The sequence below is a fragment of the Aeromonas sp. 84A genome, assembly GCF_051919345.1.
GTDB classification, from domain to species: domain Bacteria; phylum Pseudomonadota; class Gammaproteobacteria; order Enterobacterales; family Aeromonadaceae; genus Aeromonas; species Aeromonas veronii.
Window position 1 is genome coordinate 1,574,348 of sequence record NZ_JBQBEW010000001.1, and the last position, 15,277, is coordinate 1,589,624.

Here is a 15,277-nt window from a genome sequence, read left to right on the forward strand (position 1 = left end):
CGTTAAACAGGACGTTCGACATGAAAATCAAGAAGACGCTGGTGATGGCGGCGCTGCTCGCCACCGGCATGTTGGGCATGCAGACCCAAGTCATGGCCGCCGAGAGTGCAGTGGTGCAACCAGTGGCGGTACCGCAAGCCTTCATCAAGGGGGCCGATGTATCCATGCTGGCCGAGGTGGAGAAGTTTGGCGGCAAGTTCTTCGATGCCAGCGGCAAGCAACAGGACGCCATGGCCATCCTCAAGGAGAACGGTTTTAACTACATTCGCCTGCGCCTGTGGGTGGATCCCAAGGATGCAGACGGTAAGCCTTACGGCGGCGGCAACAACGATCTGGCTGCAACGATAGAACTTGCCAAACGTGCCAAGGCGCACGGCATGAAGTTCCTGCTCGATTTCCACTACAGCGACTTCTGGACCGATCCGGGTCGTCAGAACAAGCCCAAGGCGTGGCGTGATATGTCGGTCGAGCAGTTGGCGGATGCGGTCTATGCCCACACCAAGGAGAGCATGGATGCCCTGGCCAAGGCTGGCGTGGTGCCTGACATGGTGCAGGTCGGCAACGAGATCAACGGCGGCATGCTGTGGCCAGAGGGCAAGAGCTGGGGCCAGAACGGTGGCGAGTTTGATCGCCTGGCGACTCTGCTCAAGGCCGGCGTGCGTGCGGTGAAAGAGCACGGCAAGGATATCAAGGTGATGTTGCACCTGGCTGAGGGTACTAAGAATGACACCTTCGTCTGGTGGTTTGACGAGATTGCCAAGCGCGAGGTGCCTTTCGATATCATCGGGCTCTCCTTCTACACCTACTGGAATGGTCCCATCAGCGCCCTCAAAGCCAACATGGATGACATCAGTAAGCGCTATGGCAAGGATGTGATCGTGGTCGAGGCCGCCTACGGCTACACCACGGACAACTGCGACAACGCCGAGAATAACTTCACCGCCAAAGAGGCGAGCGACGGTGGTTACCCGGCCAGTGTACAGGGGCAGGCCGATTTCCTTCGCGATCTTATCAAAAGCGTGGTGGCGGTACCGGATGGGCGTGGCAAGGGCGTCTTCTACTGGGAGCCTGCCTGGCTGCCGACGCAGGGCGCGACCTGGGCAACCAAGGCCGGTATGAAGTACAACAACGACGACTGGAAAGAGGGCAATGCCCGGGAGAACCAGGCGCTGTTTGACTGCTCCGGCCATGTGCTTCCCTCGATCAAAGTATTCAACTGACCCGGTTTCAACCGATAGGGCGGCCGGCCATGGCCGGCGCCCCCTCGTCTTAGGAGATGTGTGATGTTCAAGTTTTCCCCGCTCAGTGAACGGGTGCCCGCCCTGTTGCATGGCGCTGACTACAACCCGGATCAGTGGCTGGACGACCCTCAGGTGTTCGAGCGAGATCTCGAGATGATGAAGCAGACCCATTCCAATGTGATGTCGGTCGGTATCTTCAGTTGGTCTTCCCTGGAGCCGGAGGAGGGGCGCTATGAGTTTGGCTGGCTCGATACTGTGATCGATCGCCTGAACGAGAACGGCGTGTCGGTCTTCCTCGCCACCCCGAGCGGTGCCCGCCCTGCCTGGCTTTCCCAGCGCTATCCCGAGGTGCTGCGGGTCAGCAAGGAGCGGGTCAAGGCGCTGCACGGTGGTCGTCACAATCACTGCATGAGCTCGCCTGTCTATCGTGAGAAGGTACGTGCCATCAACGGCGCTCTGGCCGAGCGCTATGGTCGTCATCCAGGTGTTATCGCTTGGCACATCTCCAACGAGTACGGTGGCGAGTGCCACTGTGAGCTATGCCAGGGGCGCTTCCGTGACTGGCTCAAGGCACGCTATGGCAGCATAGAAGCACTAAACCACGCCTGGTGGAGCAGCTTCTGGAGCCACACCTACACCGACTGGTCACAGATCGAATCCCCGTCACCTATCGGGGAAAGTTCGATCCACGGCCTCAACCTCGACTGGAAGCGTTTCAACACCGCTCAGGTGAGCGACTTCTGCGCCGAGGAGATCAAACCCTTGAAGGCGGCCAACCCGAGCCTGCCGGCCACCACCAACTTCATGGAGTACTTCTACGACTATGACTACTGGCAGTTGGCCAAGGTGATCGATTTCATCTCCTGGGACAGCTACCCCCTGTGGCACAACAGTGGCGATGACTCGACCCTGGCAGCCTACACCGCCATGTATCACGACCTGATGCGCACCCTCAAGGGAGGCAAGCCCTTCTTCCTGATGGAGTCGACCCCGAGCCTGACCAACTGGCAGCCCATCAGCAAGCTCAAGAAGCCAGGGATGCACATACTCACCTCCTTGCAGGCGGTGGCCCACGGCTCCGACTCGGTGCAGTACTTCCAGTGGCGCAAGAGCCGTGGTTCGGTCGAGAAGTTCCACGGCGCCGTGGTCGATCACGTTGGTCACATCGACACCCGGGTCGGCCGCGAGGTTCAGGCTCTCGGCGAGATCCTGGCCAAGTTGCCTGAGGTTGCAGGCAGCCGCGTCGAGGCGAAAGTGGCCATCATCTTCGACTGGGAGAGCCGTTGGGCCATGGACAACGCCCAAGGCCCGCGCAATGCCGGTCTCTTCTACGAGAAGACGGTGGCCGATCACTACCGCCCCTTCTGGGAAGCAGGGGTGGCGGTGGATGTCATCAATGCCGACTGCGCGCTCGATGGTTATGACCTGGTTATCGCCCCCATGCTCTACATGGTGCGCGATGGCTTTGCCGAACGGATCGATGCCTTCGTCAAACGAGGCGGCCAGTTTGTCACCACTTACTGGAGCGGCATTGTCAACGAGACCGATCTCTGTCACCTGGGGGGCTTCCCCGGGCCGCTGCGCCCTGTCCTTGGGATCTGGGCAGAGGAGATAGACAGCCTCTATGACGAGGAACGTAACGCCGTCTCGGGTCTTGCCGGCAACGAGGCCGGACTCTGTGGCCCTTACGAGGTGACCCACCTGTGCGATCTCATCCATTTGGAGGGTGCGAGGTCCTTGGCCAACTATGACGGCGACTTCTATGCCGGGCGTCCGGCGGTGACGGTCAACGAACACGGGGCAGGGCGTGCCTACTATGTCGCCTCGCGCAACAATCTGGCATTCCAGCGCGACTTCTTCGGACACCTCATCGATACCCTGGCACTGCCGCGCGCCCTGCCGGCCTTGCCGGATGGGGTCACCGCCCAGTGTCGCACTGACGGTGAGCAGGTGTTCGTGTTCGTGCAGAACTTCGCCAACGCCGAGCGCCTAGTCACGCTGCCGGGTGGTCACAGCGACATGGTGAGCGGCGAGGTGTTGGGCGACTCGCTGGTGATGCCGCCGTTTGGCTGCCGGGTGTTGCGTCGCGCCTGTTGATCGCGGGGCGGAGCCAGTGGCTTCGCCCTCTTTTTTCACGTTTAGGAGGTTCAAATGGTCAAGATGCAGGACTTTAAACGGCTGTTCGCCGCCGCCCTCGGCCACAAGGGGGAGAAATCAGCCGAGGCACCGCTCTCCGGGCTGGACGAAGCAGCCATCACCGCGCTCATCGCTGCCTTTGGTGGGCGCGACAACATCGTGGGCTTTGACGCCTGCCTGACCCGGCTGCGGGTCAGGGTCAATGCCTTGCAGCCGGTCGACAGCGAGGCGCTGCAGCGTCTCGGCGCCATCGGCGTCATCATCATCGGCGACGAGGTGCAGGCCATCTTCGGCAAACGCTCGGACAACCTGCGTCGTGAGCTCGGTCAGTGGTTCGAGCTGCACGAGCCGGAGCAGCACTAGGATGCACCCCCCGCTGAGCTGGCCACTGCTGGTCATGCTAGGTGCCCTCAGCGCCGGGGCTGGCGCCGCCCCCCACAACCTGGCCATCCGCGGGGCGGATGTGTCCACTCTGGCCGAACTCGAGCGCCTCGGCGTGCACTATCAAGACGGAACGCGGCAGGGGGAACTGCTGACCCTGATGCGCGAGCGCGGTCTCAACCTGGTACGCCTGCGGTTGTGGGTCGATCCCCACTCCGCCAAAGGGGAACCCTTTGGCGGTGGCAACAACGATCTGGGAAGGGTGATTGCACTGGCACAGCGCAGCCGGGCCCTCAACCTACCCTGGTTGCTCGATCTTCACTACAGCGACTTCTGGGCCGACCCCGGCAAGCAACACACGCCACGCGCCTGGCTGGGCAAATCGGACGCCGACCTGGCAGCGGTGCTGCATGATTACAGTGCCACCGTCATGCGCCGCCTGCGTGAGGCTGGGGTGCCACCGCAGATGGTGCAGGTCGGCAACGAACTCAATAATGGCATGCTGTGGCCGCAGGGGCGACTGCACCGGCGGGAAGAGGCCGAGTTCGACCGTCTGGCTCAGCTGCTCAAGGCGGCTATCGCCGGGATCCGTGCTGGCAGCGAGGGGGGGAGCCCCCCGCGCCTGATACTGCATCTGGCCGAAGGGGGCGATGAGGCACAGTGTCTGCGCTGGTTCAAGGCGATGCAGGCGCGGGATGTGCCGTTCGATCTGGTGGGTCTCTCCTTCTACCCCTACTGGCACGGATCCTTGGGTGACCTCTCGCGCACCATGAACAGCCTGGCTACCCAAATCAGGCGCCCACTCCTGGTGGTCGAGACCGCCTATGGCCACGACACCGTCAACCAGGACGCAGTCCGCAATGCCTTCGGCGAGCAAGAAGCCGCGCGCGGCGGGTTTGCCGCGACGCCCGAGGGGCAACTGGCGTTTCTCGATGCCCTGCGTGCCGCTATCGCAGCTGTGCCGGATCGGCTCGGACTCGGGTTTGTCTACTGGGAGCCTGGCTGGATCCGGGTCCCCGGCGACAGCTGGGCCAGTCATGCCGGCATGACATTCCTCGGGATAGACGAACCCCTCGGCAATGGCTGGGAGAACCAGGCCCTGTTTGATCGGGAGGGCAGAGGACTGCCGTCGCTGGCCGCCTTCGCCCGGACCCGCTGACTATTTCACGTTAAAGAGATGACAACAGCACCATGAAGACTGACATGAAAAAGACCAAAATCGTCTGCACCATCGGTCCCAAGACCGAATCCAAAGAAATGCTCGGCAAGATGCTCGACGCCGGCATGAACGTCATGCGCCTGAACTTCTCTCACGGTGATTACGAAGAGCACGGCACCCGTATCCGCAACCTGCGTGAAGTGATGGCCGAAACCGGCAAACACGCAGCCATCCTGCTGGATACCAAGGGTCCGGAAATCCGTACCATGAAGCTGGAAGGTGGCAACGATGTCTCTCTGGTTGCCGGCCAGACCTTCACCTTCACCACCGACCAGACCGTGGTTGGCAACAAAGACAAGGTCGCCGTGACCTACGCCGGCTTTGCCAACGACCTGCGTGTCGGCAACCGCATCCTGGTGGATGACGGCCTGATCGGTCTGGACGTCATCGAAATCACCGAACGTGAAGTCATCTGCAAGGTGCTGAACAACGGTGATCTGGGCGAGAACAAGGGCGTCAACCTGCCGGGCGTCTCCATCAAGCTGCCGGCCTTGGCCGAGAAAGACAAGCGTGACCTGATCTTCGGTTGCGAGCAGGGCGTGGACTTCGTTGCCGCCTCCTTCATCCGCAAGAAAGAAGACGTGCTGGAAATCCGTGAGCACCTGAAGGCCCACGGTGGCGAGGCCATCCAGATCATCTCCAAGATCGAAAACCAGGAAGGCCTGGACAACTTCGACGACATCCTGGCTGTCTCCGACGGCATCATGGTTGCTCGTGGCGACATGGGTGTGGAAATTCCGGTTGAAGAAGTGATCTTCGCCCAGAAGATGATCATCACCAAGTGCAACAAGGCACGTAAAGTGGTCATCACCGCCACCCAGATGCTGGATTCCATGATCAAGAACCCGCGTCCGACCCGCGCCGAAGCCGGTGACGTGGCGAACGCCATCCTGGATGGCACCGACGCCGTCATGCTGTCTGGCGAATCCGCCAAGGGCAAGTACCCGCTGGAAGCCGTGACCATCATGGCCACCATCTGCGAGCGTACCGACGCCGTGATGCCGTCCAACCTGTCTGCTGCCAACGACAGCAACAAGCTGCGCATCACCGAAGCCGTGTGCAAGGGTGCGGTCGAGACCTCCGAGAAGCTGGACGCCCCGCTGATCGTGGTTGCCACCGAAGGCGGCAAGTCTGCCAAGGCCATTCGCAAGTACTTCCCGAAAGCCTGGATCCTGGCCATCACCACCAACAAGAAGACTGCTGCCCAGCTGGTCCTGACCAAGGGTGTGGTTGCTCACGTGGTTGACAGCATCGCCTCCACCGACGATTTCTATCGCATCGGCAAAGACGCAGCGCTGCAAAGCGGCATGGGTCTGAAGGGTGACGTGGTCGTCATGGTCTCCGGTGCCTTGGTACCGAGCGGCACCACCAACACCGCCTCCGTGCACATGCTCTGAGCTGGAGTCGAGTCTTTCTAGTCCCATACTAGACTTAAATATTATTAGCTAACTTTAGCTACTCAGAACCCGCGATGCTCCATATCGCGGGTTCTTTATTTCAAGAGGGGGTACGCATATGTTATAAATATGCGCTATCTTACCGCCTTGATATCACTGCAGAAAACGTGGTGTACCACCTTTCCATCTTCTGCGGGGCACTTCCATTTTACCTATGCTTCTGAAGAGCTCATACATCACAGTCAGTAGCATTTCATCAAACTTGAGCAAATAGTTCAGCACATTATGCAATAGCAGATGACGTTCTTCTAAGTCATCGTGATACACCATGCTAATATCGTATATTCCCTACTCCTCAAACTTATTCCTATACGTATTACAGTTGTAATATGTTCTGGGTGCACTGCTCAGTGATTTCCAGCCTTTGCCTAATCGACGCCAAAGGTTAATATCAGTGACGGCGTATCATTTGTGGGCACGGATGGCGCCAGATAACGGCAGGCATGCGACCTCTTGGTTGGGTTCCAATACGCCAGCGAAGGAGGCGATCCGGGTCGGTTTCGATTACTTCAAAGGCAACCTGAATCGGGTCAGCGCAACAGCCAAGTTCTCCGAGCATGAGTACCATTTGCATGTGGTCGAGCTACATAACTCCTGCCCCAGCACCAAACCAGTCTGGCCGCGCTGGTAGCGTTTTGTTCCATTCTGATGGGCAAGCCGGTGCAGGAGCAGATGGTAGTGCTGGGTGACATGACGCTAGGCGGTGTGGTCAATCCGGTTGAGGATTTGGCTGGCAGTCTGCAACTGGCAATGGACAGTGGCGGAAAACGGGTATTGTTGCCGATGGCGTCAGCCTCGGATATTCCAACCGTACCGGCGGAGATCTTCTCCAAGTTTCAAATCAGCTTTTATGCTAATCCGGTAGATGCCGTCTACAAGGCATTAGGGGTTCAGTAGTCAGCCAAAAAAAAAGAAGTATCAGGTAGGGTGAGCTACATGCTCACCCTCTGCCTCAGATTCATATTTTCGCGGCTTGAACACTACTGCATTCCTGCCGGTAGACATCCAGATAGAGATATCCGTAGCTGGCTTTGGGATTAGCCAGACACACCCATTCCCCTTGCTGCAACGTCACCAATTTATCTTGGTCACTCAGTAGTTCTCCTTGTTGAAAGAGCTTTCTAAGGCGCTCAATAAAACTCGGTATAACGGTATCAATGTCGGTGAGCCATTGCTCGTCAGCATCGCCATAGACGCCGCAGCGATCCCAAAGCAGGGAAACCCTGCTTCGTTCAACAATTGCACGTGCGCCAAAACGTGGCTGAACTTGGGTGTGTAATCCCCAACTCCCTATGGTTCGCATTTTCTGTGTACTCCTAATGATGGTAAGTCGTTGTAGAGCTCACTGCTGGCTATGCCTTCTTCCTCCATGGGCCCCCTGACCGGCGTGGCAGTTACAAATTTCCTCGTTCTGCCAGCGACACCACACCCTCAGTACCGACGACCAGATGATCCAAAATCCGGATATCCACTAGTGCCAAGGCATTCTGCAGGCGCAGGGTGATCTCGATATCTGCCCGGCTGGGTTCCGGGTATCCCGACGGGTGGTTATGCACCAGTATCAGAGCGGCAGCATTGTGGTGCAGTGCCCGCTTGACGACATCGCGAGGGTAGACGGTCGCAGCGGACAGAGTGCCAAGGAACAGCTCCTCGTAGGCCAGGATCCGGTGTTGGTTATCGAGGAACAGTGCTGCAAACACTTCGCGGTCTCGTGTTTGCAGCAGCCCTTGCAGCGCTTGTTGTGCCAGGTATTTATCGGTGAGAGCTGTGCCCTTGGCGAGTTTCTGGCGGGCAACGGCTTGGGCGATGGTGAGCAGGTCATCGTCGGTGACAAGGTCAGTCACCCGGTAGGTGCCGGGGGTTTCCCCGGCGATCAGTTTGTGATGCAACATGATTGTGCTCCATACACCATCGTCCCACCGCGTTGGATGCGGCAGGGTTGGCGAGGTAGTTGGTTAATGGGTTACTGAATGGGGGGTGACTGCAGACTTGGTTGGCGGTGTTCTGGCCGCCAGGGTGTGCGGGGTGTAGTCGTGCAGCGGAATGTGGTAACTGGTGGCGAGCAAGTTACCTACCTGTGTTAGCCAGTAGTGATCCAAGTGATCGCACAGCCATTGCGCCAGTGCATCACCCCGTTCGTTTTCATAGCGCAGGTAGAGGGCGTAACCGTCTACCGGCTGGCTTTGGTCATGCACTGCTTCAATCTGACCATCATGCTCAAGATAAGCCTCCAGCTCGATGGCGAGCACGGCGTTAATCATCTTCGGTCTCCTTGTCAGGGATGGGGTCACTCGCCACGGCATAGCCGCGATGGATGCAGATGCGTTGCAGGTCGGCCAGAAAGTTGGCCAGTACGCGAGGTTGCTCGGTGAGCGGGACTGGTCCTGCCTGGCAATGCCAGAAACAGCGACGTTCGGGGTCGATGCAGATTTCATCCCTCGGCCGGCTCATGGTGTGCCAGTCCTCAGCATTGGTGAGGGAGATCAGTTGCCACTGCACGCCAGACCAACGGACCTGCAGGGTGACGGTGCGGATGTGTGGACTATCCGGTGTCAGGTGCAGCAGCCATCGCTGACTACTGCGGGTGGGGGGTATCTTGGCGTTGGCGGCAACTTGTCCCAACCACTGACGTGAGTAGTGGGAGAGCGCTAATTCTTGGCTCATCGTGTCCTCCTAATCTCCTGCGACGGTGACGCTGAAGCATTCCAACCGGCAGTAGGCAATGAAGTTGCTCTGCCAGATGCCGAACAACTCCCGCGCCTCAGCCAGCCGCAGCGGTCCCCAGCCCAACATGGTGTGTTCCCCATCGAGGAAGTTGAAATCGAGCTCCTTGCAGAGCTCAGCATCTTGGCCCGGCCCCTGGTAGCTGAAGTCGGTGACGTAATCGAACAGCCAGCCATCAAGCCCACGGATCAGGCGGATCTCGACCGGGTGTACGCCGCCTTGCTCGGCGCTGTAGCCGGGATTGCGAAAGTTGAAGGTCAGTTGGGTTAAGCGATCGATATTGAGCTCGGTTTTAGCGATTTCCTGGTTGAGCAGAACTAGCAATGCTTGGGCTACGGGCAGGGCAAAGCCGTCCCGGAAAAAAGGAATGGTCATGGTGTTTCCTCATTGAGTTCCAGCAGGAGAGCGCCCCTGCGTTTTGCTTTGAAGTGATAGGTCAGTCGTTTAACCAATCCCACAGTTTGCTGACGCCATAGGCTGCGACGGCGCCCACGGCAAGGGGGGCTAACAACGGGGCGGTGGCAATACCGGTCACCGATACTACCGTTGCAGCAGCGCCACTACCTCCCGCAGTTGTGGCTAGGGTGCTGGCAGCAAGTCCAGCCGTTGCACTGGTGGCAGCCTTGCTTAACGTGTGACGAGCGACTTCGGCAGCCACCACCGTTGCTACAGCGGTCTGCAGCAGCTTGGGGGGATGCTGAATCCCTTCAATACACCAAGTGACAAACAGCTCACTGTTGGCAAACGGCTGGCCCTGCTCTCCTTCACTGAGTCGGGCGTAAGCCCGTGTCAGGCTTTCCTCTCGACTGAACAGGCGTTGAGTATGGGGTTTGACTTCAATAGCGCAGTGCAGACTGAATTGAGCCAACGAGGTCAGCGTCAGTTGGCCTGAATGCTTTCCTGAAGCGGATGGTAGACAGTGAATGATCTGGTCATGGCCAACAAAGATGCCATGATGGTGGCCTTCAGACTGTGGTGTTACCAAGTGATCGCCGATAATGAAATGTCGTGTCATGGGGTGATGATCCTCATCAAGAGTTGGAAATGAAAAAGGGCGTCACCATTACGGTGACGCCCTTTGGCTTTGTTTTTCCTGAGCGGGCTAATTGCCGCCCAAGGTTATCTTCAGTGGTTGATGAAACTGGGGGGTGAAGGTGGAAACAGGTAGCCGAGTGACTTGGTTGTGAGCGAGCACCTCGGTCGCCTGAATAATGGCGATGGACTTGGCCTGCTCTACCTGGGCGCAATCCACTTCTGTAAAGCCGCCACCATAACGAGTAGCGGAACTCCCACCGAATGGCTCAACCTCCAGCGTTGACTCGGCCAGCGCTTTGCCCTTTTTGTCATTAAACTGCAGCGTGATATACAACCGCCCAAACTCATCGGCTCCCCCACTATCTAAAGAGAAGTGATACGCGCAGACGCCCTGGTTGGCGTAGACGGTGTCGGTGTGCTGGATAGAGAGATAACGTTGTTCTTGGGCACTGCAGGCGATGGCCGAGAATATCAGCGTGGAGGCCAATAAATACCGATGTATGTCTTTCATAGAAATCCTCGTGACAATTACTTTCTCTTAAACCACTTAGTTATTTACGCCCAAGGTATCTGAATATTTCTTTGCCATTGTAAAAGCCAACCAGGTCTTCCTCATTCTTATACTTCTTATTTGGTTGAAATTTGACAACAGTGCCAGGTCGACACATATCTTTCAGTGAAATATTGAATTTTTCATCAGGCGTAACTGTGTAACCAATGGCAATTTTCTGTGGGGAGCCCGCAGTGGCGATCCAGCCCCACATGCCTGCTTCACACTCACCGAAGGGCTGACTGCGAACAATGACCATTGAAAGATTACTGATTTCAGTTGCGATACATTTTCTATTTAACTTCAAATGGGCGTTACACCAAAATGGTTTCCCTGTTTTGTCCTGCACTAGTGCAGGCAGAAAGCCTGTGAACGGCTCTGCTGCCCGTAGTGATAGACTTCCAGACATAAGCGTTAGTAGTAAGCAGAATGTCAGCTTTTTCATTTTTTATCTCACCGAATAACTATTATTAAATAGAGGCGTATGGCTATCACTAGGAACGGTAAACCACACTACTTTTCAGTTGCTCTGAGATCTGAGTATGCGTTGTACGCTGGAGATACTGATCCCCGTGCGCTTGGCAATTTCAGATCTTGGTAATCCTTTGGCAACCAGTGCAAGAACTTCATTACCTTTTGCCATTGCAGTAGGCTTACGCCCCTTATAGGCACCTCGGCGCTTGGCTAACTCAATACCTTCAGCTTGCCGCTCCAACATCAATTCTCGTTCAAAGGTTGCGATAGCACCGATCATGGTGAGCATTAACTTGCCGGTAGGCGTTGAGGTATCAATCCCCAGATTTAATATCCGCAATGCAACTTGCTTGTGTTGTAGAAATTCTGATATCTCCAATAGGTGACGAGTATTACGAGCCAGACGGTCCAGCTTGGTAACCATCACCACATCCCCCTCCTTCACATAATCCAAGAGGAGAGCAAGTTGTGGCCTATCATCACTGGCACCGCTAACCTTCTCTTGGAAAACCTTATTGCATTCGGCCAGCGCTCGAAGCTGGACTTCAAGGCTCTGACCTCCCGTACTAACACGTGCGTAACCTACCAGTGCCATGGTCTCCTCCCGGTCAATAGGGCAAGGTACACTGACCCCCATGGTCAAAAGTCTCGAAGAGACCTTCTTGACCTGAAAATGGAGGAAAATAGATGAAATGAGTGCCGATTTCGTGAGTGTCACTAGGGCTTGATCTATTGACTCCAAACTAGCGATGGAGAGAAATAACGGGACGCTTTGTGATAAACGTCCCGTCGTGATGGGTAGCAGAATAATGTGCTACTGATTGATTTGATTGGATGTAACAAGATGCCAACGTAAGTTATTGGCTTTGTGGCTCAGGCGTAGGTGGTGAAGAGGCCGCGTTTTTACCCAGTTTACTGGTCAGGGGCGAGGAACGAGGGTTGAGGCGTTTTGGTGCTGTTACGGTTGCCAAAGGCTGTGAGGTGGAAGATGACGCTATTATTGCTGGCTCAGGATAAAACTCCTCCAGCAGCATCGGCACCTCTTCATCGATATCCTCAAACTGGCCGTTACGCAGCAGCTCGCGAGCAGCCTGCTCCATCTGCTCAATGGCGAGCCCCGCTTCTTGGTCACGCTGGGCGGCCTCCTGTGCGAGCCTGACTGCCTCGGTCAGGTTGGTTTCCTCCCGCAAGGTTAAATCCACGTAGTAGACCGGGGTGCGGTAGGACTGGGCAGTGCTCTTGGCTCGCAACCGCAGGGTGAGCGGCAGATAGCGGGTATGGCCCCCGCTCACTGCCTCCAGGTACTTCAGTCGCGCCGCCAGGGTGCGTACCGAGTTGTAGCCGGTGGTGCGGAAGATAAAGCTGCCCAGCTCATCCCCTTGCCCCTCCACAAACAGGTTCAGTCGCCCGTACAGCTTGCAGCCCTGTTGCCCGGCAAAAGCGCAGCGCTCAGGTCCCTGGCAGCTGACCTCCTCCATGCCTTGCGCCCCGACGCGTCTTGCCACCTCCCCATTCCCGACACAGAGCGGCCTGCCGGTTTGCCGGTCAAACGCGCTGTATTCCGCCCGCAGATTCAGGTCGCTATCGTTGAACAGCACCCGCACCGGAATGGCGCGGATCTTGGTCTGCTCCTGCCCTTGGTTATTCTTTTGCGCTGAGTAGTGTTGATGCAGGGGATGGAGCAACCATCCCCCCTTTTGTTGTATCTGGGTGGTGAGGGTGAAGCTGTCATCCTTCTCCGGCACCCACTTATCCTGTTTTTGCACCAGCTTGCCGATGCAGATCCGCCCGATCACGGGCGGGGTGATCGCCAGTCCTTTGATCATGGTGTTTGCCTCAAGGGTTGAATGGTGAAACGGCGTACGCCGGGCACCGGTTTGACGTAGAGGGTGAGCAGGTCGGGATGATCCCGTCCGAGCTTATCCAGATCCGGTGCCAGCCGGTCTTTGCTGCGCTTCCAGGTGATCTTGCCGTCGGCAAACAGCCCGGCTGTCGCTTCACCCAAAGTGGCTTGCAGCCGCTGTTTGAGTTGTGACTCCTGCAGTTCGACCGTTTCTTTCTGCTCACGCAAACGCAGTAGCTCGCCAAACATCTGGTTGAACTCGGGGGAATCGGAGAGATCCACCGTCTGGCCATCATCGCGGGGGAAGAGCCAGCTCAGGGCATTGGCGGCATCACTGGATCCGTCAGGCTCTGGCTGCTGGTCTTGTTGCACCATCTGCCAGAACTGTGCTTCCCGCTCGGTGAGATCCTGGATCTTCTCCTCATCGCGCTTGATGCGGTAAATCCGGAAATCCTGGCCACCGATCAGCACTGCCACCTCAGCCCAGGCATGGCCGGTAACAGCCAGCTGATGCAGTACCTGACACTGGTAAGCCACCGGCACTCCTTCCTCCCACTGGGGAGCGCTGTGATAGCTGGCAGTTTTGATCTCCAGAATGCCAGGCCCATCGGGGTGGCCGACTACCTCCCGATCGAGGTTGGCGAGCATGAAGGGTTGCTCGGGGTGTTGCAGCACCGCATTGACTCGGCGCACCTTGTAACCGGTGCGTTTGGCGTAGACCTGTGCCAACACAGGTTCCAGCTCAATGCCCCACAGCACCGCTTCCTTGTGGGAGATATCTTCCGGCTCCTTGCGACCGGTCTTCTCCAGCCACAGACTGAGCGGGCATTTGTAGGGAGATAGCCCCACTGCCACGGCGGCATCGGAGGAGCCAATGCCGAGTTTGCGGATAGCGAGCCACTGCTCGCGGGTTAATTGGGTAGTGGAGGCCAGCCGCAGGGCCTGGCCGTATTTGGATTTTGCTTTCATGACGACTCCTTGTTAACGGCATAAATGGCTACGCCCGGATTGGCTTGCGCCAGTCCGGGTGAGGTCGTTATGCGGTTTGAATAGGGAAGAGGAATTACTGCAGCAGGGTAAGGGCTTGGTTCAGGGCTTGGGATTTGAGTTGGGCTCCCTGACCGAACCAGGCGGAATCGAGTCGATGGTCCTGACTGCGAGCACGGCGGTGGTGATCGACATATTCCGTGACAGCATTAACCAGCCCCCAGGCGGTATTGCGGGAGCTGACAAGTTCTGAGCCCATGCCTGCGCCCTGATAGAGCTCATGCAGCCGTTGTACCGGCTTGGTGAGGATGATGTTCTCCTCATCCAGCGGTTGCGCCAACAGGTCGCTGAAAAAGCGCAGCGCCTCTTCGGGGGCGACGGGCCGCTGTGCCAGCGCCTTGGTCTGCGCCTTAAATTCATCCCAATGAGAGAGCCCCAGCCCGAGCGACTCTTTGACGGCAGCGGCATCGAACTGAGTAGAGTGGGGCACCTTGATGGCACCGGTAGCACCGCGCAGTGCCATCTGTAGGGTGTTGTTGCAGACTACCCGCAGCGAGGTGAACTGCGCCGTGGTGCAGAGCGTGCCGTCGCAGCTGGTCGCCAGCAGCAGATAGGACTTTACCAAGTCATTGCCTTTGAGTTTTAGATCCTGGCCGGTCTTAGCGAGTGCCCACAGCTTGCGGCCGCCTTTGAGCGAGCCTGCGGTCTCCAGCTCAAAGCCTCCGGCTTCCACCAGGTCTTGATAGAAATGCAGCACCTCGTGAGGCTGTACCACGTTGTAGCGACTTGAGACCACCGATAGGGGGGCGAGGGTATCGGAGCGATACAGCACCTTGCTGTCGCTGTAGGGGCGGATATGCAGTGCATCGGAGGCGACGTTAAACATCACGTCGCTCTGCTCGATGGTCCAATCCATCCCAGCTGCTTGCAGCCAGATATCGAGAGATTGCTGTGGGGGCAAGACATTGCCAAGGCCATGCCAGGGCGTTTGACCGGTGTAGGCCATTGTGTCGATCAGGTGAGCCATGAGAAATCTCCAATGAAAAAGGGACTGCACAGAGCAGTCCCTTGGGTAGGTTCATGGAGATAATATATATCTGAAATCAATTCAAATGAGACCTGTTGGCTTCTCTGGTTTCTAGCTATGGAATGCGCGCTGTGGCTGCACTGTGGTGTACAAATTGAAAGGTGGGACTCAAAAGGAAGTAAGGAGGGATCAGGGAAAGAGAA

Annotated in this window: 18 protein-coding genes; 6 read left to right on the plus strand and 12 right to left on the minus strand. The window is 57.3% G+C overall.

Annotated features, from left to right (window positions below; translation table 11 throughout):
* Positions 1 to 20: 20 nt before the first annotated feature.
* From ACTG20_RS07345 to ACTG20_RS07370, 6 genes are all read left to right on the plus strand, one after another.
* Entirely contained in the window at positions 21 to 1,220 is a 1,200-nt protein-coding gene (locus ACTG20_RS07345; protein ID WP_081326102.1) for a glycoside hydrolase family 53 protein, read from the plus strand.
* Positions 1,221 to 1,283: 63 nt separating this feature from the next.
* Positions 1,284 to 3,338: a beta-galactosidase gene (locus tag ACTG20_RS07350; protein WP_068982264.1), complete on the plus strand. Its 2,055-nt coding sequence runs from the start codon at positions 1,284 to 1,286 to the stop codon at positions 3,336 to 3,338.
* A gap of 54 nt (positions 3,339 to 3,392) precedes the next feature.
* Positions 3,393 to 3,740, plus strand: a complete 348-nt coding sequence (locus ACTG20_RS07355; protein ID WP_068982265.1) for a glucose PTS transporter subunit EIIB — start codon at positions 3,393 to 3,395, stop codon at positions 3,738 to 3,740.
* A gap of 1 nt (position 3,741) precedes the next feature.
* Positions 3,742 to 4,917 (plus strand): glycoside hydrolase family 53 protein, encoded by a 1,176-nt coding sequence (locus tag ACTG20_RS07360; protein ID WP_068982266.1) that lies wholly within the window; start codon positions 3,742 to 3,744, stop codon positions 4,915 to 4,917.
* Positions 4,918 to 4,961: 44 nt separating this feature from the next.
* Positions 4,962 to 6,374 (plus strand): pyruvate kinase PykF, encoded by a 1,413-nt coding sequence (gene pykF / locus ACTG20_RS07365; protein WP_068982267.1) that lies wholly within the window; start codon positions 4,962 to 4,964, stop codon positions 6,372 to 6,374.
* A 684-nt stretch (positions 6,375 to 7,058) separates the two neighbouring features.
* A complete protein-coding gene (locus ACTG20_RS07370; RefSeq protein WP_224970172.1) occupies positions 7,059 to 7,331 on the plus strand; it encodes a S16 family serine protease in 273 nt (90 codons plus the stop codon).
* A gap of 61 nt (positions 7,332 to 7,392) precedes the next feature.
* On the opposite strand, the gene ACTG20_RS07375 is transcribed toward ACTG20_RS07370, so the two are convergent.
* The 12 genes from ACTG20_RS07375 to ACTG20_RS07430 all read right to left on the minus strand — a co-directional run bounded on the left by ACTG20_RS07375 (position 7,393) and on the right by ACTG20_RS07430 (position 15,074).
* Entirely contained in the window at positions 7,393 to 7,737 is a 345-nt protein-coding gene (locus ACTG20_RS07375; RefSeq protein WP_123172552.1) for a type IV toxin-antitoxin system YeeU family antitoxin, read from the minus strand.
* Positions 7,738 to 7,828: 91 nt separating this feature from the next.
* Positions 7,829 to 8,326: a RadC family protein gene (gene radC, locus ACTG20_RS07380; protein WP_068982369.1), complete on the minus strand. Its 498-nt coding sequence runs from the start codon at positions 8,324 to 8,326 to the stop codon at positions 7,829 to 7,831.
* Positions 8,327 to 8,389: 63 nt separating this feature from the next.
* Positions 8,390 to 8,695 carry a hypothetical protein gene (locus tag ACTG20_RS07385; RefSeq protein ID WP_068982368.1) on the minus strand — a complete coding sequence of 102 codons (306 nt, stop codon included), beginning with the start codon at positions 8,693 to 8,695 and terminating at the stop codon, positions 8,390 to 8,392.
* On the minus strand, positions 8,688 to 9,098 hold the full coding sequence (locus ACTG20_RS07390; RefSeq protein WP_068982367.1) for a hypothetical protein: 411 nt from the start codon (positions 9,096 to 9,098) through the stop codon (positions 8,688 to 8,690). Before ACTG20_RS07390 ends, ACTG20_RS07385 begins: the two co-directional genes overlap by 8 nt.
* A 9-nt stretch (positions 9,099 to 9,107) precedes the next feature.
* The gene (locus ACTG20_RS07395; RefSeq protein WP_068982366.1) at positions 9,108 to 9,533 is read right to left on the minus strand and encodes a DUF2787 domain-containing protein; all 426 of its coding nucleotides are present in this window, start codon (positions 9,531 to 9,533) and stop codon (positions 9,108 to 9,110) included.
* 61 nt (positions 9,534 to 9,594) lie between these two features.
* A complete protein-coding gene (locus ACTG20_RS07400) occupies positions 9,595 to 10,173 on the minus strand; it encodes a lecithin retinol acyltransferase family protein (protein ID WP_068982365.1) in 579 nt (192 codons plus the stop codon).
* A gap of 87 nt (positions 10,174 to 10,260) precedes the next feature.
* Positions 10,261 to 10,704, minus strand: coding sequence for an IrmA family protein (locus ACTG20_RS07405; protein WP_068982364.1), 444 nt, complete (start codon positions 10,702 to 10,704; stop codon positions 10,261 to 10,263).
* Positions 10,705 to 10,744: 40 nt separating this feature from the next.
* On the minus strand, positions 10,745 to 11,188 hold the full coding sequence (locus ACTG20_RS07410) for a hypothetical protein (protein WP_081326110.1): 444 nt from the start codon (positions 11,186 to 11,188) through the stop codon (positions 10,745 to 10,747).
* Between the two features lie 75 nt (positions 11,189 to 11,263).
* On the minus strand, positions 11,264 to 11,812 hold the full coding sequence (locus ACTG20_RS07415) for a recombinase family protein (protein ID WP_043124758.1): 549 nt from the start codon (positions 11,810 to 11,812) through the stop codon (positions 11,264 to 11,266).
* Between the two features lie 262 nt (positions 11,813 to 12,074).
* Positions 12,075 to 13,043, minus strand: coding sequence for a recombination directionality factor (locus ACTG20_RS07420; RefSeq protein ID WP_068982363.1), 969 nt, complete (start codon positions 13,041 to 13,043; stop codon positions 12,075 to 12,077).
* Positions 13,040 to 14,029: a YqaJ viral recombinase family nuclease gene (locus ACTG20_RS07425; protein ID WP_123172553.1), complete on the minus strand. Its 990-nt coding sequence runs from the start codon at positions 14,027 to 14,029 to the stop codon at positions 13,040 to 13,042. The genes ACTG20_RS07420 and ACTG20_RS07425 overlap by 4 nt, the downstream gene beginning before the upstream one ends.
* A gap of 94 nt (positions 14,030 to 14,123) precedes the next feature.
* Positions 14,124 to 15,074, minus strand: a complete 951-nt coding sequence (locus ACTG20_RS07430) for a DUF932 domain-containing protein (protein ID WP_123172554.1) — start codon at positions 15,072 to 15,074, stop codon at positions 14,124 to 14,126.
* Between the last annotated feature and the right edge of the window lie 203 nt (positions 15,075 to 15,277).

What these genes read in the sequence shown, in the direction of transcription:
- ACTG20_RS07345 (WP_081326102.1), top strand. Translation starts at nt 21, where the DNA reads ATGAAAATCAAGAAGACGCTGGTGATGGCGGCGCTGCTCGCCACCGGC.
- ACTG20_RS07350 (WP_068982264.1), top strand. Translation starts at nt 1,284, where the DNA reads ATGTTCAAGTTTTCCCCGCTCAGTGAACGGGTGCCCGCCCTGTTGCAT.
- ACTG20_RS07355 (WP_068982265.1), top strand. Translation starts at nt 3,393, where the DNA reads ATGGTCAAGATGCAGGACTTTAAACGGCTGTTCGCCGCCGCCCTCGGC.
- ACTG20_RS07360 (WP_068982266.1), top strand. Translation starts at nt 3,742, where the DNA reads ATGCACCCCCCGCTGAGCTGGCCACTGCTGGTCATGCTAGGTGCCCTC.
- pykF (WP_068982267.1), top strand. Translation starts at nt 4,962, where the DNA reads ATGAAAAAGACCAAAATCGTCTGCACCATCGGTCCCAAGACCGAATCC.
- ACTG20_RS07375 (WP_123172552.1), bottom strand. Translation starts at nt 7,737, where the DNA reads ATGCGAACCATAGGGAGTTGGGGATTACACACCCAAGTTCAGCCACGT.
- radC (WP_068982369.1), bottom strand. Translation starts at nt 8,326, where the DNA reads ATGTTGCATCACAAACTGATCGCCGGGGAAACCCCCGGCACCTACCGG.
- ACTG20_RS07385 (WP_068982368.1), bottom strand. Translation starts at nt 8,695, where the DNA reads ATGATTAACGCCGTGCTCGCCATCGAGCTGGAGGCTTATCTTGAGCAT.
- ACTG20_RS07390 (WP_068982367.1), bottom strand. Translation starts at nt 9,098, where the DNA reads ATGAGCCAAGAATTAGCGCTCTCCCACTACTCACGTCAGTGGTTGGGA.
- ACTG20_RS07395 (WP_068982366.1), bottom strand. Translation starts at nt 9,533, where the DNA reads ATGACCATTCCTTTTTTCCGGGACGGCTTTGCCCTGCCCGTAGCCCAA.
- ACTG20_RS07400 (WP_068982365.1), bottom strand. Translation starts at nt 10,173, where the DNA reads ATGACACGACATTTCATTATCGGCGATCACTTGGTAACACCACAGTCT.
- ACTG20_RS07405 (WP_068982364.1), bottom strand. Translation starts at nt 10,704, where the DNA reads ATGAAAGACATACATCGGTATTTATTGGCCTCCACGCTGATATTCTCG.
- ACTG20_RS07410 (WP_081326110.1), bottom strand. Translation starts at nt 11,188, where the DNA reads ATGAAAAAGCTGACATTCTGCTTACTACTAACGCTTATGTCTGGAAGT.
- ACTG20_RS07415 (WP_043124758.1), bottom strand. Translation starts at nt 11,812, where the DNA reads ATGGCACTGGTAGGTTACGCACGTGTTAGTACGGGAGGTCAGAGCCTT.
- ACTG20_RS07420 (WP_068982363.1), bottom strand. Translation starts at nt 13,043, where the DNA reads ATGATCAAAGGACTGGCGATCACCCCGCCCGTGATCGGGCGGATCTGC.
- ACTG20_RS07425 (WP_123172553.1), bottom strand. Translation starts at nt 14,029, where the DNA reads ATGAAAGCAAAATCCAAATACGGCCAGGCCCTGCGGCTGGCCTCCACT.
- ACTG20_RS07430 (WP_123172554.1), bottom strand. Translation starts at nt 15,074, where the DNA reads ATGGCTCACCTGATCGACACAATGGCCTACACCGGTCAAACGCCCTGG.